Below are 14,647 nucleotides of genomic sequence, written 5' to 3' on the forward strand. Positions count from 1 at the left end.
TGCCACTTGTTGCCAGACCCGAATACCTTCGGGTCACCGATGCACCGTCGCACCGGGTTCACCGTTGGAGGTTGCGTGACCGAGATCGACACGTCGCGCCGGGTCACGATCCGTGACGTGGCGGACGCCACCGGGGTCGCCCCGTCCACCGTCTCCCGCGCGCTGTCCCTGCCCGACCGCGTCAACCGCGCGACGCAGCAGCGCATCCAGCAGGCCGCCCGTGAGCTCGGCTACGTCCCGAACTCGCAGGCCAGGGCACTGACGTCCGGCCGGACCCGCGCGGTCGCCGTCTTGGTGTCCGACATCACGAACCCCTTCTACTTCGACGTCATCCGTGGCACGCAGCACCAGCTCGCCGCAGCGGGGTGGACGCAGTTGCTCGTCGACACCGAGGAGTCGGCCGACGCCGAGATGGCCGCGCTGAGCGCCATCTCCGCCAAGGCCGACGGCGTGGTCCTCACCGCGTCGCGACTGTCCGACACGCAGATCGCCCGGTACGCCGAACGGTTCCCGCTCGTCGTCGTCAACCGTCGTCCGAACGGTGTGCCGTCCGTGCTCATCGACACCCCGGGCGGCGTCGAGCAGGCCGTGCAGCACCTCGCCTCGCTCGGACACCGCGACGTCCTCTACGTCGCCGGTCCGGACAGTTCGTGGTCGAACGAACGGCGATGGAAGGCGCTCGTCCGCGTCGCGAAGCGGCTCGACGTGCGCGTCGCCCGCATCGGCCCGCACGCACCGTTCGTGGACTCCGGCGCAGCAGCAGCCGACGCAGCGGTCAACGCCGGTGCCACCGCGTGCATCGCCTTCAACGACCTCATCGCGATCGGCATGCTCGGCCGGCTCCGCGAGCGCGGCGTCCGCGTCCCCGAGGACATGAGCATCGTCGGCTGCGACGACATCTTCGGCGCCGACTTCTGCAACCCGCCGCTCACCACGATGACCTCGCCCATCGAACGTGCCGGCCGCGTGGCGATCACGATGCTGCTCGGCCGTCTCGGCGCGATCCCGTCCGAGGAACTCCCCGGCGAGCGCATGCGCGGTGCCGTCGCGCTGCCCACCCACCTGACCGTCCGCGAGTCCACCGGGCCCGCGCCGACCACACCGTCCGTGCAGTCCGCGCAGTCCACGCGGTCCACGAAGTCCCCGCAGTCCCCGCAGTCCCCGCTGTCTTCCCGAAGGAGTCGATGATGACCACTGCCGCCCTCCCGACGCTCGCGCCGCACCCCGACCGGCTGTTCCCCGCGGACCCGGCAGCCACCGCGGTGGCCCGCACCGTCTACGACGCCGTCAAGGACGCGCCGATCATCTCCCCGCACGGGCACGTCGACGCGTCGATGATCGCCGCCGACGAGCCGTTCCCGGACCCGGCAGCACTCCTCATCACGCCGGACCACTACGTGCTCCGGCTGCTGCACGCGAACGGGGTCGACCTGTCCGCGCTCGGGAGGGACCCCGCGCACACGCCGGCCGGACGGGACATTTGGCGTCAGCTGGCAGCCCACTGGGACGACTTCCTCGGCACCCCGGTCCGCTACTGGTTCGAGACCGAGCTCCACGACGTGTTCGGGCTGACCGAGGCGCCGTCGACCGCGAACGCCGACGCACAGTACGACCACATCGCGTCGGCATTGCTCGAGCCGGGCTTCCGGCCCCGCGCCCTGTTCGACTCGTTCGGCATCGAGGTGCTCGCCACCACCGACGGCCCGGCCGATGACCTCGCCGCGCACGCGCGGCTCGCCGCCGACCCGACCTTCCACGGCCGGGTGGTCCCGACGTTCCGTGCCGACGCCGTCTTCGACCCGTCCCGGTCGGACTGGAGGCTCGTGGTCGCGTCGATCGGCGAAGCCGCCGGGATCGACACGGGAACCCACGACGGGCTGCTGGCAGCACTGCGCGCGCGTCGCCAGTACTTCATCGACCACGGCGCGACGGCCACCGACACCGGAGTGCTGGACGCCGGATCGACGCCGCTGTCCGCCTCGGAGCGCGAGCGCATCCACGCCGCGGCGCTCCGCGGGGACGTCCCCGCCGCCGATGCCATCGCGTACCGGCACGACATGCTCTACCGCTGGGCCGAGATGAGCGTCGAGGACGGGCTCGTCATGCAGCTCCACCCCGGCGTGATCCGGAACCACCACACGCCGACGCTCGAGCGGTTCGGACCGGACACCGGGCACGACCTGCCCGCGGTCGGCTCGTTCACCGAACCGCTCCGGCCCCTGCTCGAGTCCTTCGGCACCGCGGCCGGGTTCCACCTCGTGCTGTTCACGGTCGACGAGACCGTGTTCTCCCGCGAGATCGGGCCACTCGCCGGCTTCTACCCCGCGGTCTACGCCGGTGCGCCGTGGTGGTTCATCGACACCCCGGCGGCGATCGGTCGGTACCGCTCCGCGATCACCGATTCGGCGTCGTTCACGAAGACGTCCGGGTTCATCGACGACACGCGGGCGTACTGCTCCATCCCCGCGCGACACGACATGGCCCGCCGTGCCGACGCCGCGTACCTGGCGTCCCTCGTCGTCACGCACCAGATCTCGGAGGAGGACGCCGTCCACACCGCTCGCCGGATCGTGTCCGACATCCCGAAGGCGACGTTCAAGCTCTGAGCGTCCGGCGCATGAGCACACGCGGGAAGCCGTTCAGCACCGAGGTGGTGTCCGCCGCGTGGTCGAAGCCCGCGCGCTCGAACAGGGACCTGGTGCCGACGTAGGCCATCGTGAGGTCGACCTTCGACGAGCCGTTGTCGACCGGGTACCCCTCGAGCACCCGCGCGCCGTGGTCCCGTGCGAACGACACCGCTCCGTCCAACAGGTCGTGCGAGATCCCCGTGCCGCGGTGGCCGGGTCGGACGCGGATGCACCACACGCTCCACACACCGCGGTCGTCTGCTTCGTCCACGTGCGGGATCTTCCGGCTGCGCGCGAACGTGGTGTCACGGCGAGGGTGCACGCCGGCCCATCCGACGACCTCGTCACCGTCGTACGCGAGCACACCCGGTGGTGGGTCCTCGGCGACGAGCTCCCGCACCCGGTCGCCACGTGCCGTCCCGCTGAGCTGCTGGTTCTCCCGCGACGGGATCCGGTAGCTCAGGCACCAGCAGACGTTCGCATCAGGGCGCTTCGGACCGACCATCGTCCGGACGTCGTCGAACGCGGTCGCCGGGCGCACCACGATGGACATGCGCCGAGCTTGTCACGCGGTGGCGACGACCGCCCGGACCTCGTCGAGCGCGTTCCGCATCGCTGGCTCGGCGTCGTCCGGCCAGTGGCACTCGAGTGACACCGAGCCGCGGTAGCCGCCGTCCTGCACCGCTCGGAGGAACTCCGGCCACGGCCAGCCCCGGGTACCGGGGGCCTCGCGGTCGCGGTCGCAGAGGTGCACGTGTCCGATGCGGTCGCCGTGCGCGCGGACGACGTCGAACGACTCGGACTCCGTCTGCACGTGGAACAGGTCGGCCACCACGCCGACCCCGTCGAGGTCGAATTCGTCGAGGAACCGGACGGCCTCGTCGATGGTGTGGATCAGGTTCGCCTCGGACCGGTTCAGGGGTTCGAGGACGATGCGCAGATCGTGCTCGCGTGCGGTGTCCCGTGCGACGCGGACGACGCGTGCGAACCGAGCTCGCGCATCGGTGTCCGACATCCCTGCCGGCGCGGTCCGAGCGGTGCCCGAGCCGAACACGATCTTCGCGCCGGGTTCGGCGACCGAGGCGATGATCGGCAGCACCGCCTGGAAGTACCCGTCGACGACCGCGGGGTCACCGGTGAGGAGCGGCAGGTCCGGCGGGACGAAGAGGGCGAACGACCCGAAGCGCTCCCCCGCGTACGCCTCGTTGCGGTGCCAGCCGTCGTCCCCCCGCACGACGAGGTTGCCGCTGATCGAGGGCTCGACGTGATCCGCCCCCGCTCGCCGTACCGCATCCGTCAAGTGCTCGCCGGCGACGATGCCGATCCCATTGAAGGCCATGGGTCCATCGTGCTCCCGGAGCGCCGCGGTGCCGGGAGTTGCCATCCGTTGCCGTCAGCGATCCGCGACGTGGTCGACGAGTTCGGCGGCGATCGGGCCGACGTCGTCGAGCCGTCCTTCGGCGATCGCCACGATGAACTCGTACGCCTGGTCGTTCGACATCGTGAGGGTCCGACCGTTCACGCCGAGGAAGACGATCAGCAGCATGAGGCCCAACCGCTTGTTCCCGTCGACCAGCGCGTGGTTCCGCACGACGGAGTGCACGAGCGCCGCCGCCTTGTCGACCAGGGTCGCGTAGGCGTCACGACCGTCGACGGTCGTCGCGGCGCGGGCCAGTGCGGCTTCGAGGAGTCCGGGATCCCGCACGAGGACATCGGGGCCGACGGAACGACGGGCGATGTGCAGCGCCTCGTCGAGGGTCAGGTGGATCATCGCGCGAGGCGGTCGAGCGCTTCCGCGTACCGAGGCAGCTCGCGGTCCAGGATCCCGTCGATGAGATCGCTCCGGCTGTGCTGCTCGATGTACTCGCGGATGGCTTCTCGGGCGACGTCCTGCATCGAGCGCGCTTCGAGGTCCGCGCGCTGCCGGAGGGCAGCGGCTTCGTCGTCGTCGAGCCGCAGGGTCATTGCCATGCGGTCGATGGTATCAGCGGTGGTATCAGCACGGGTGAGGATCATCAGGCCTGCCAGCCCGGGGTGGCGAGGCCGGTCTCGTAGGCGAAGACGACGAGCTGCGCACGGTCGCGGGCGCCGAGCTTGATCATCGCGCGGGAGACGTGGGTCTTCGCGGTGGCGGAGCTCACGAACAGCCGCTCGGCGATCTCGGTGTTCGTGCACCCCGTCGCGACGAGGCGCATCACCTCGCGTTCACGGTCGGTCAGGACGTCGAGCTCCGGGGACAGGGAGCTGGGCTTCGCGTGGGTCGCGAACGCCTCGACCAGGGAGCGTGTGGCTCGCGGCGACAGCAACGACTCCCCCGCCACCACCGTTCGGATCGCGCGCAGCAGCTCGGCGGGTTCGGTGTCCTTGACCAGGAACCCGGCGGCGCCGCCACGGATCGCGTCGAACACGTAGTCGTCCTCTTCGAAGGTGGTGAGGATCACGACGTGCACGTCGGCGAGCGCGGCGTCGGCGCAGATGCGTCTGGTGGCGTCGAGCCCGTCGCTGCCCGGCATCCGGATGTCCATCAGGACGACGTCGGGCCGCTCACGCGAGACGACCTCGACAGCGCCGTCGCCGTCGCCCGCTTCCCCGACGACGGTCATGCCCGGCTCGGCATCCACGAGCGCTCGGAGCCCCGCACGCACCAGCACCTGGTCGTCGACGAGCACCACCCGGATCGGATCGGTCACGATGTGCCTCCTGACTGCTCCGGGCCGGACAGCCGATCGCCGACCGGCAACCGCGCGAGCACCGTCCACCCGCCGTCGGGGGTCGGCCCGGCACGCAGAGTGCCCCCGACGGCGGTCGCTCGCTCCCGCATGCCGATGATGCCGTTGCCGGAGTCACCGATGCCGCCACTCGTCGCCCGCGCCCCGAGGTGGGGTTCGGACGTCGCGGGGACGTCGGACACGGAGACCTCCACGACCTCGGCGCCGACGTCGACGAGCACGCGCGCGGTGTGCTCCGGGACGTGCTTCATGACGTTGGTCACCGACTCCTGCACGATCCGGAACGCGTTGCGGTCGACGATCCCACCGACGCTGCCGAGGTCACCCCGGACGTCGAGACCGACGTCGATCCCGGCCGCACGAGCGCGCTCGACGAGGTCGGGGACGCGATCGAGCCCAGGGGTCGGGTTCCGTTCGGAGCTCCCGGGCTCTCCGTCGACCGAGCGCAGTACGCCGAGGATCGTCCTGAGCTCGACGAGGGCCTGCCTGCTGGAGTCGCGGATGTTCGTCAGCGAGTCCCTGGTCTGTTCCGGGAGCTCGTTCCCGAGGTGCAGCGCCACACCGGCCTGCAGGTTGATGAGCGACATGCTGTGCGCCACGGAGTCGTGGAGCTCCCGGGCGATGCGCACGCGTTCGTCGTCCGCCCGGGCCCGGTCCGCAGCTGCTCGGGCACGGCGGGCTTCTGCCACGCGGGCGACGCGGACGCGCACGAGTTCGGTGATCGCGATCGTCGCGGTGAGCCACGCGAGGCACAGCGACATCGTCGTCACGGTCGGGAACGCTGCACGACCCGCGAGCGTGTCGGCCGTGGGCAGCACGACCTGCGCGATGCCGGCCGCGACGTAGACCGGGACCCGGTTGCCGCGGAACCACGCGTTCGCGATCGCCATCGTCAGCGCCGCGACGAACGGACCCCTCGGACTCACGACGAGGGCGTACCCGATCGTGGTGGCGAGGGTGACCGCCAGGACCGTCAGCGGCCAGCGGTACCGGAACGGCAGCGCCACGACGCCGGCGACGAGCAGCGCCACCGCCAGCGGACCGACGACGATCGGGTCGAACGCCGCACCCCCTGCGCCGTGCCGAGCCCAGGGCGGACCGGTCCCGTCCGCGAACCCGCCCGACCACCGGGAGGCCGCAAGGGTGCCCACGATCTGCACGACGGCGACCGGGATCACCCGGCCGACCCGCGCGAAGCGTCGTCGAACCGGCCAGCGGGTGTCGGCGTCGCGGAGATCGGAGGTCATGTTGTCGAGCCTATGGTCGGTCGCCGGGCCGGGCATCCCGCGGGAGCGGGACCTGTGGACTACTCCCCCGGGAGTAGTTGGCTGGTGAGGAGGGGGTGCACTACGACTGCGGGAGCAGGCGGAAGTGGGGCTGCGGGACGGACGCGTGGCGAGCCTCCCGACCGGAGCCTTGGAGGGTCGCATCTGCGGCACCGCAACCGACCCAGGAGGTCCCCATGCTCACCACCCTCGCGACGGCCGCACCGTACTGGCACGGCGGCGGATTCCCGTTCTTCGTCTTCCCCGCGTTCTTCTTCTTCGCGTTCCTCGTCGTCTTCCTGGTGTTCGGGGTGCTCCGACGCGGGAGCTGGCGAGCACTCTCGGACGCCCGGTCGGTGCTCGCCGACCGGTTCGCCCGCGGGGAGATCGGTGCCGAGGAGTACCGCGCACGCCTCTCCGAGCTGAGCCGGAAGTAGCGAGCTCCTCCACCGCACGGGTGCCGGTGAACACTGTCCACAGGTTGCCGTAACACCCGTGCGGTCCCAGGTCCCGGTCCGTAAGTTGGGCCCGGAACGTCAGGACAAAGGAGACTCACGTGGCAGACAGCAACGCACAGGCCAACATCGGTGTCATCGGCCTCGCGGTCATGGGATCGAACCTCGCGCGCAACCTCGCTTCGCGCGAAGGGAACACCGTCGCGGTCTACAACCGCACCTACGCCCGCACCGAGGAACTGCTGAAGGAGCACGGCGACGCCGGCTTCATCGCGTCCGAGGACATCGACGGGTTCGTCGCCTCGCTGTCGAAGCCGCGCACCGCGATCATCATGGTGCAGGCCGGCAAGGGCACCGACGCCGTCATCGAACAGCTCGCCGAGCGCTTCGAGCCGGGCGACATCATCGTCGACGGCGGCAACGCGAACTTCCACGACACCATCCGCCGCGAGCACGACCTCCGCGAGAAGGACCTCAACTTCGTCGGCACGGGCATCTCCGGCGGCGAAGAAGGCGCGCTGAAGGGCCCGTCGATCATGCCCGGCGGTTCGAAGGAGGCCTGGGAGACGCTCGGCCCGATCCTGAAGTCGATCGCCGCCGTCGCCGAGGGCGAGCCCTGCGTGACGCACATCGGCACGGACGGCGCCGGGCACTTCGTGAAGATGGTGCACAACGGCATCGAGTACGCCGACATGCAGCTGATCGCGGAGTCCTACGACCTGCTCCGTCGCGCCGGTGGCCTGAGTGTCGAGGACCTCGTGCAGGTGTTCGACGAGTGGAACAAGGGCGACCTCGAGTCGTACCTGATCGAGATCACCGGTGAGATCCTCAAGCAGCGCGACGCCGACACGGGCAAGCCGCTCGTCGACGTCATCCGAGACGAAGCCGGCTCCAAGGGCACCGGTGTCTGGACCGTGCAGAACGCCGTCGGGCTCGGGATCCCGGTCTCCGGCATCGGCGAGGCGGTGTTCGCCCGCGCCGTGTCGTCGAAGCCGGCGCAGCGTGCGGCGGTCCAGGCCTCCGTGACGTCCCGGCCGGACATCGCCGAGGTGCCGGACACGTTCGCCGACGACGTCCGCGCGGCGCTCTACGCATCGAAGGTCGTCGCGTACGCGCAGGGCTTCGACCTCATCATCGCCGGAGCGAAGGAGTACGGCTGGGACATCGACCTCGGCGCGGTCGCGAAGATCTGGCGCGGCGGCTGCATCATCCGCGCACAGTTCCTCAACCGCATCGTCGAGGCGTACGACAAGAACCCGAAGCTCGAGTCGCTGCTGGTCGACCCGTACTTCGCGAACGCCGTGGCCGAGGGCGAAGCAGCCTGGCGCCGCATCGTCGGGATCGCCGCGGCGTCCGGGATCCCGGCGCCGGGGTTCTCGTCGGCGCTGTCGTACTTCGACTCGCTCGCGTCCGACCGCTTGCCCGCCGCGCTCATCCAGGGGCAGCGCGACTTCTTCGGGGCGCACACCTACCAGCGCATCGACAAGGACGGCACGTTCCACACGCTGTGGTCCGACGACGACCGCCGCGAGGTCGAGCAGGAGCCCTCCACGCACTGATCGCCGCACCACCGAACGGGCCTCGCCACACGGCGGGGCCCGTTCGTGCGTGCGTGGCTCGCGTGCCGCTGCTGCTGCTGCTGCTGCACAGAGTTTCGCGCTCAGCGACCGTTCTCGCGCCGATCAGCACGAAATGTGTCGCTCAGCGCGAAACTTGCCCGGCGGCCGCGACCCCCGCCCGCACTCAGGCGACGATGCGCTCCCGCGCCAGCTCCGCCAGCAGCCGCTCGAGCTTCGGCCCGCGCCCGAGCAACCGCCGGGACCCGGGTGCCGTCCGGACGTGGAACGTCGCGACCGCGATCGTGTCGTCCGGTCGGACGTAGTGCATCGCGACGGCGCAGGCCCCGCGGTCCCCCGGTGCCGGCACGTCCTCGAGCCCGACGTGCATCACCCGGCTCCAGCGGATCACGAGCAGCCGGGTCGCACGCCGCTCGTCGAGCTCCCACAGCGACGCCTCGGTCGCACCGAAGGCCCACGTCACACGTGACCCGAGGGTGATCTCGGACCGATCGCCCTCGACCATCGCACGGAGTTCGGCGGTGGGCGCCGCCGGGACGAGCCACACGGTGGGGTCGATGCGACGGATCGCGAGTGCGAGCGACTCGTCCTCGCGCCGACGCCGGAGCCCCTGCATCCGGAGCACCCCCGCCAGGATCACCCCGACCCCGAAGACGATGACGGCGATCTCGGCGATGCCGAACGCGGTGAGGTCGGCTTCCGGGCTCCGTGCGACGACGATGATCCGCGCGACGAGCAACGCGGCCCAGACGGCGACGATGACCCAGCGGACGGCCGCGAGGCGACGGTCGGGCGTCATGGGCCGGCGGGCACGTCCGTTCCGCGGGACGCGGTCGGGTCGGCTCAGCACGTGTCGATCCTCGCACGGCAGCGCGGGGAACCCCACCGGAGGACGCTGAACGCTCGGCAACCTCGTCGGTCCTGCCCGTTCACAGCCCGGCGGACCTAGCATCGGGTCGTGCCCACCAGCCGATTCCCGATGCGGCCGCGACTGCTGGCCGCGGCCGTCGGCGTCGTCGCCGCGCTCGCCTTCCTCGGTGCCGCCGAACTCGGTGCCCTCGTGCTCGGCGGAGCCGGCAGTCCGCTCGTGGCGGTGGGCTCCGCGGTCATCGACCTGGCGCCGGCCGGTGCGAAGGACCTCATGGTCAGCCTGTTCGGCACCGGCGACAAGGTCGCACTCTTCGTGCTGATGGGTGTGCTCATGGTCGCGATCTCGGCCGCGGCGGGCATCCTCGAACGCGCGCGTCCGCCGTTCGGAGCACTCGTGTTCGCGGCCGGCGGTGCGTTGTCGTTGCTGGCGGTGACGACCCGGTCGGGCTCCGGCATGTGGGACGGTGCGCCGACCGTGCTCGGTGTCGCCGCTGCGGTGATCGTCCTCCGGCTCGTGACGGCCCGGCTCCGGCGGTGGGAGTTCGCCGGCGCGACACCCACGCGCTCCGAGGCTCCTCTTCCGGAACGCCGGGCGTTCATCGTCTGGTCGGTCACGGCCGGGGCCCTCGCCCTCGTGGTCGGGACCGGTGCGCGGATCGGATCCGCCGCGATGCAGCGCGCCGCGGCGATCCGTCGCGCGGTGCACCTGCCCGCTCCGGTCACCACGGCACCACCCGTGCCGTCCGGTGCATCGCTGGACGTCGCCGGGATCACGCCGTACGTCACGCCGAACGCGGAGTTCTACCGGATCGACACCGCGCTCCGCGTGCCCTCGATCGACCCCGCCGACTGGAGCCTCCGCATCCACGGCGCCGTCGAACACGAGGTGACACTGACCTGGGACGAGCTGCTCGCACTGCCGCTCGAGGAGCACATGGCGACGATGAGCTGTGTCTCGAACGAGGTCGGCGGCGACCTCATCGGCAACGCCCTGTGGCTCGGGTACCCGATCCGCGAGCTGCTCGCCCGTGCGACGCCGACCGGTGACGCGGACATGGTGCTCTCCCGGAGCATCGACGGGTTCACCGCAGGCACACCGCTCGACGTCCTGCAGGACGACGGCACCGACGCGCTGCTCGCGGTCGGGATGAACGGCGAGCCGTTGCCCGCCGAGCACGGCTTCCCGGTGCGGATGGTCGTCCCGGGGCTCTTCGGGTACGTGTCCGCGACGAAGTGGGTCGTCGAGATGGAGGTCACCCGGTTCGCCGACGCGCAGGGCTACTGGACGCCGCGCGGATGGTCGGAGCGCGGGCCGGTCAAGCTCGAGTCCCGGATCGACACCCCCGCGAACGGCAGCACCGTGACGGTCGGCGACCGGGTCGCGATCGCCGGCGTCGCATGGCAGCCGCACACCGGGGTCAAGGCCGTGCAGGTACAGATCGGCGACGGCGGCTGGCAGGACGCCGAGCTCGCCGACTCGGTGTCCGCCGACACGTGGCGGCAGTGGGTCTACCGCTGGACCGCGACCGCCGGGGACCACCGGGTGCAGATCCGCGCCGTCAGCGCGGACGGTGAGGTGCAGACGAGCGTCCAGCGGCCGCCGGCGCCGAACGGGGCGACCGGCTGGGACTCGATCACGCTGACCGCGCGCTGACCGTACACCGCGCGGTCCAGTCAGGATCGGACGGGAGGCTCGGTGCGCGTCAGGCGGGTCGGCTCGCCACCACGCAGGTCCCGTCCACGGCGTCGTCCCGCGCGATGCGCGTCGCGAACCCGGCGTCGGCGAACGCCGCCGCTGACGCGGCGGACTGCAGCTCCGACACCTCGATGACGACGGCGCCACCCGGACGCAGCCACTCCCCCGCCGCTGCAGCGATCCGGCGGTGCAGGTCGAGGCCGTCCGAACCGCCGTCGAGCGCCACGCGGTGCTCGTGCTCTCGGGCCTCGGACGGCATGGTCGCGATGGCGTCGGTCGGGACGTACGGGGCGTTCACGGCGATGACGTCGACCGCACCGCGGAACCGGCCGGGCAGTGCCGCGAAGAGGTCCCCGGCGACGACGATGCCACGGTCGCCGATGTTCTCCGCCGCGACGTCGACCGCGTCCTGGTCGATGTCCGCCGCGACGAGGTCGAGCGCGCCGACCCGTTCGAGCAGCGCGACACCGATGGCCCCGGCGCCACAGCACAGGTCGACCACGCGGTCGTAGCGGTGCAGCAGCGCCGCGGCCTGTGACACCACGACGGTGGTCCGGGCGCGGGGCACGAACACACCGGGGGTCACCCGGATCCGGTGCCCGTCGAAGGCGGCCCAGCCGAGGACGTACTCGAGCGGCTCTCCGGCGAGCCGACGCTGCACGAGCGTCCGGAGTCGGGCGGCGTCGCCGTCGCCGGCGTCGAGCAGCAGGTCGGCTTCGTCCTCGGCGAAGACGCTCCCCGCCGCCCGGAGCCGAGCGGCGAGGGCGTCGCGCGCAGGGTGGATCAGGCGGCTCCGTCGAACATCGAGGTGACCGACCCGTCGTCGAAGACCTCGTGGATGGCGCGGGCGAGGAGCGGCGCGATCGGCAGGATCTCGAGGCGGTCCCAGCGCTTCTCGACCGGGACGGGCAGCGTGTCCGTCACGACGACGCGGTCGATGAACTCGCTCTGCAGGAGCTCGGTCGCCGGGTCCGAGAACACGGCGTGGGTCGCGGCGACGACGACGCCGATCGCCCCGGCTGCCTTGAGGGCCTCTGCGGCCTTCGCGATCGTCCGACCGGTGTCGATGAGGTCGTCGACGAGCAGGCACCAGCGGCCGGAGACGTCACCGACGATCTCGTGCACGGTGACCTGGTTCGGGACGAGCGGGTCGCGACGCTTGTGGATGATGGCGAGCGGGGCGCCGAGCTTCTCGGACCAGATGTCGGCGACGCGCACGCGCCCCATGTCCGGCGAGACGACCGTCAGCGTCGACGGGTCGAGGATCTCCTTGAAGCGCTCGAGCAGCACCGGCATCGCGAACAGGTGGTCGACGGGTCCGTCGAAGAACCCCTGGATCTGCGCGGCGTGCAGGTCGACGCTCATGATGCGGTGCGCGCCCGCGGCCTTGAACAGGTCGGCGACGAGTCGCGCCGAGATCGGCTCGCGGCCACGGCCCTTCTTGTCCTGGCGGGCGTACGGGTAGAACGGCGCGACGACCGTGATGCGCTTCGCCGAGGCGCGCTTCAGGGCGTCGACGATGATGAGCTGCTCCATGAGCCACTCGTTGATGGGGGCGGTGTGCGACTGGATGACGAACGCGTCGCAGCCGCGGACCGACTCGTCGAAGCGGACGTACAGCTCACCGTTGGCGAAGGTGCGCGCATCGGTGGGGACCAGGTCGACGCCGAGTTCTTCCGCGATCTCCGCCGAGAGCTCCGGGTGTGCTCGTCCCGAGACGAGGACGAGTCGTTTCTGGCCGGTTGCCTTGATTCCGGACAAGTGCCGTACTCACTCCCTGACCCAGCAGGGCCGTGTGTGTCGAGGGTCCGACGACCGATGGCCGTCGCGGTGGTTCATTCGCCTCGCGCGCGCCGAGCCGCCTCGGCCGCCGGCGTACCGGGTCGGTGTTCGTCGACCCATCCGTCGGTGTTGCGCTGTGGGGCGTAGCTGATCGCGAGCGACCCGGCCGGCACGTCCTTGCGGACCGTCGTGCCTGCACCGGTGTACGCCCCGTCACCAATCCTAACCGGGGCGACGAACACGTTGTGCGAGCCGGTGCGGACGTTCGACCCGACCTCGGTCCGGTGCTTGTGCACGCCGTCGTAGTTCGCGGTGATCGTGTTCGCCCCGATGTTCGAGTCCTCGCCGATCTCGGCGTCCCCGATGTAGGACAGGTGCGGGACCTTGCTGCCGCGACCGATCTTGGCGTTCTTCGTCTCCACGAAGGTGCCGATCTTGCCCTGGTCACCGAGGATGGTGCCCGGCCGGAGGTAGGCGAACGGACCGACCGACGCACCGTCGCCGATCACCGCGAGGGTGGCATCGACCCGGTTCACCGTGGCCCCTGCCCCCACCTCGGTGTCACGGAGCGTGGTACCCGGCCCCACCACAGCCCCGGCGGCGATCGCGGTGGCGCCGATGAGCTGCGTGTCCGGCAGGATCTCGGCGTCCGGCTCGATGGACACGTCGAGGTCGATCCACGTCGACGCCGGGTCCTGGATGGTGACCCCTGCACGCTGGTGTGCGCGGACGATGCGGGCGTTCAGTTCGCGTCCGGCGTCGGACAGTTGCGCGCGGTCGTTGATCCCGGCGACCAGCCACGGGTCGGTGAGCGTGACGACGTCGATGTGCCCGCCGCGTGCCGCGATGAGCGCCGGGGCGTCGGTGATGTACTTCTCGCCTTGCGCGTTCGCCGTGGTCAGCGACGGCAGTACGGCACGCAGGTGCACGGCGTCGAAGGCGTAGATGCCGGCGTTGGTCTCGGTGATCTCCCGCTGCGCGTCCGTGGCGTCCTTGTGTTCGACGACGCCCACGAAGGCACCGGCGTCGTCGCGGACGATCCGCCCGAGACCGGTCGGATCCGGTGCGATCGCGCTGACGAACGTGACCGCGTTGCCGGTGCGCCCGTGCACGTCGGCGAGCTGCCGGAGCGACACCGCGTCGAGCAGCGGGACGTCACCGGAGAGCACCACGACGGCCCCGTCGAAGTCGGCGGGCAGCGCGGCGACCGCGACCTCGACGGCGCGCCCCGTGCCGGGGACCTCGTCCTGGTCCACCACGAGGGCGTCCGGCATGCGCTCGGCGACCTCGGCCGCGACCAGGTCGCGCTCGTGCCGCACGACCACGGCGATGTGCTCCGGCTCGAGGGACTCGGCCGTCCGCAGGACGTGCGCGATGAGGGGCAGCCCGGCGAGCCGGTGCAGCACCTTCGGGGTCGAGGACTTCATGCGCGTGCCCTGCCCGGCGGCGAGGACGACGACGGCGATCCGCTGGTCGGTCATCCCCCCATCCTGGCCCACCCGGCCACGACGCACCAAGGCACCAGCAGGACGGCACGCGACCAGACCGGGAGGCGGGGGGGGGGGGGGCACCCCCCCCCCCCCCCCCCCCCCCGGGGGGGGGGCCCCCCCCCCCCCCCCCCCGGGGAGCCGCCAAACCGCGGGGGG

At 71.4% G+C, this 14,647-nt stretch carries 15 protein-coding genes; 5 read left to right on the forward strand and 10 right to left on the reverse strand.

The features are described from left to right. Positions 1-39 precede the first annotated feature (39 nt). Positions 40-1,188 carry a LacI family DNA-binding transcriptional regulator gene (locus tag ACO0E1_RS18340; protein ID WP_422875482.1) on the forward strand — a complete coding sequence of 383 codons (1,149 nt, stop codon included), beginning with the start codon at positions 40-42 and terminating at the stop codon, positions 1,186-1,188. Beyond that, on the forward strand, positions 1,188-2,606 hold the full coding sequence (gene uxaC / locus ACO0E1_RS18345) for a glucuronate isomerase (protein ID WP_422875483.1): 1,419 nt from the start codon (positions 1,188-1,190) through the stop codon (positions 2,604-2,606). The genes ACO0E1_RS18340 and uxaC overlap by 1 nt, the downstream gene beginning before the upstream one ends. On the opposite strand, the gene ACO0E1_RS18350 is transcribed toward uxaC, so the two are convergent. Genes ACO0E1_RS18350 through ACO0E1_RS18375 form a run of 6 tightly spaced genes read right to left on the reverse strand, consistent with a single transcriptional unit; the run spans position 2,596 to position 6,603 of the window. Beyond that, the gene (locus ACO0E1_RS18350; protein ID WP_422875484.1) at positions 2,596-3,180 is read right to left on the reverse strand and encodes a GNAT family N-acetyltransferase; all 585 of its coding nucleotides are present in this window, start codon (positions 3,178-3,180) and stop codon (positions 2,596-2,598) included. The genes uxaC and ACO0E1_RS18350 overlap by 11 nt on opposite strands. A gap of 12 nt (positions 3,181-3,192) precedes the next feature. Further along, positions 3,193-3,966 carry a sugar phosphate isomerase/epimerase family protein gene (locus ACO0E1_RS18355; protein WP_422875485.1) on the reverse strand — a complete coding sequence of 258 codons (774 nt, stop codon included), beginning with the start codon at positions 3,964-3,966 and terminating at the stop codon, positions 3,193-3,195. Between the two features lie 54 nt (positions 3,967-4,020). Continuing rightward, complete coding sequence (locus tag ACO0E1_RS18360; RefSeq protein ID WP_422875486.1) at positions 4,021-4,398, reverse strand: type II toxin-antitoxin system death-on-curing family toxin; 378 nt, start codon at positions 4,396-4,398, stop codon at positions 4,021-4,023. After that, positions 4,395-4,598, reverse strand: coding sequence for a DUF6290 family protein (locus tag ACO0E1_RS18365; protein WP_402729000.1), 204 nt, complete (start codon positions 4,596-4,598; stop codon positions 4,395-4,397). The genes ACO0E1_RS18360 and ACO0E1_RS18365 overlap by 4 nt, the downstream gene beginning before the upstream one ends. A gap of 44 nt (positions 4,599-4,642) precedes the next feature. Then, on the reverse strand, positions 4,643-5,317 hold the full coding sequence (locus tag ACO0E1_RS18370; protein ID WP_422875487.1) for a response regulator: 675 nt from the start codon (positions 5,315-5,317) through the stop codon (positions 4,643-4,645). Next, positions 5,314-6,603 (reverse strand): sensor histidine kinase, encoded by a 1,290-nt coding sequence (locus ACO0E1_RS18375; RefSeq protein WP_422875488.1) that lies wholly within the window; start codon positions 6,601-6,603, stop codon positions 5,314-5,316. The genes ACO0E1_RS18370 and ACO0E1_RS18375 overlap by 4 nt, the downstream gene beginning before the upstream one ends. Positions 6,604-6,818: 215 nt before the next feature. Between ACO0E1_RS18375 and ACO0E1_RS18380 the strand changes: the two genes are divergently transcribed. Both ACO0E1_RS18380 and gndA read left to right on the forward strand, forming a co-directional pair. Further along, positions 6,819-7,058 (forward strand): SHOCT domain-containing protein, encoded by a 240-nt coding sequence (locus ACO0E1_RS18380; RefSeq protein WP_422875489.1) that lies wholly within the window; start codon positions 6,819-6,821, stop codon positions 7,056-7,058. Between the two features lie 119 nt (positions 7,059-7,177). Continuing rightward, complete coding sequence (gene gndA / locus ACO0E1_RS18385; protein WP_422875490.1) at positions 7,178-8,635, forward strand: NADP-dependent phosphogluconate dehydrogenase; 1,458 nt, start codon at positions 7,178-7,180, stop codon at positions 8,633-8,635. A 184-nt stretch (positions 8,636-8,819) separates the two neighbouring features. Here the strand turns inward: gndA and ACO0E1_RS18390 are convergent, their stop codons facing one another. Continuing rightward, on the reverse strand, positions 8,820-9,452 hold the full coding sequence (locus ACO0E1_RS18390) for a hypothetical protein (protein ID WP_422875491.1): 633 nt from the start codon (positions 9,450-9,452) through the stop codon (positions 8,820-8,822). Between the two features lie 180 nt (positions 9,453-9,632). Here ACO0E1_RS18390 and ACO0E1_RS18395 point away from each other — a divergent pair, with 180 nt between their 5' ends. After that, entirely contained in the window at positions 9,633-11,177 is a 1,545-nt protein-coding gene (locus ACO0E1_RS18395; protein WP_422875492.1) for a molybdopterin-dependent oxidoreductase, read from the forward strand. Positions 11,178-11,226: 49 nt separating this feature from the next. Here ACO0E1_RS18395 and ACO0E1_RS18400 read toward each other — a convergent pair whose 3' ends face one another. The 3 genes from ACO0E1_RS18400 to glmU form a co-directional block, all read right to left on the reverse strand. After that, a complete protein-coding gene (locus ACO0E1_RS18400; protein ID WP_479723424.1) occupies positions 11,227-12,006 on the reverse strand; it encodes a putative protein N(5)-glutamine methyltransferase in 780 nt (259 codons plus the stop codon). After that, complete coding sequence (locus ACO0E1_RS18405) at positions 12,003-12,980, reverse strand: ribose-phosphate diphosphokinase (RefSeq protein WP_281267087.1); 978 nt, start codon at positions 12,978-12,980, stop codon at positions 12,003-12,005. Before ACO0E1_RS18405 ends, ACO0E1_RS18400 begins: the two co-directional genes overlap by 4 nt. A gap of 74 nt (positions 12,981-13,054) precedes the next feature. Continuing rightward, entirely contained in the window at positions 13,055-14,482 is a 1,428-nt protein-coding gene (glmU, locus tag ACO0E1_RS18410) for a bifunctional UDP-N-acetylglucosamine diphosphorylase/glucosamine-1-phosphate N-acetyltransferase GlmU (RefSeq protein WP_420366565.1), read from the reverse strand. Positions 14,483-14,647: the final 165 nt, after the last annotated feature.

Origin of the sequence: Curtobacterium guangdongense, from assembly GCF_049341845.1 — a bacterium.
Taxonomy (GTDB): domain Bacteria; phylum Actinomycetota; class Actinomycetes; order Actinomycetales; family Microbacteriaceae; genus Curtobacterium; species Curtobacterium guangdongense.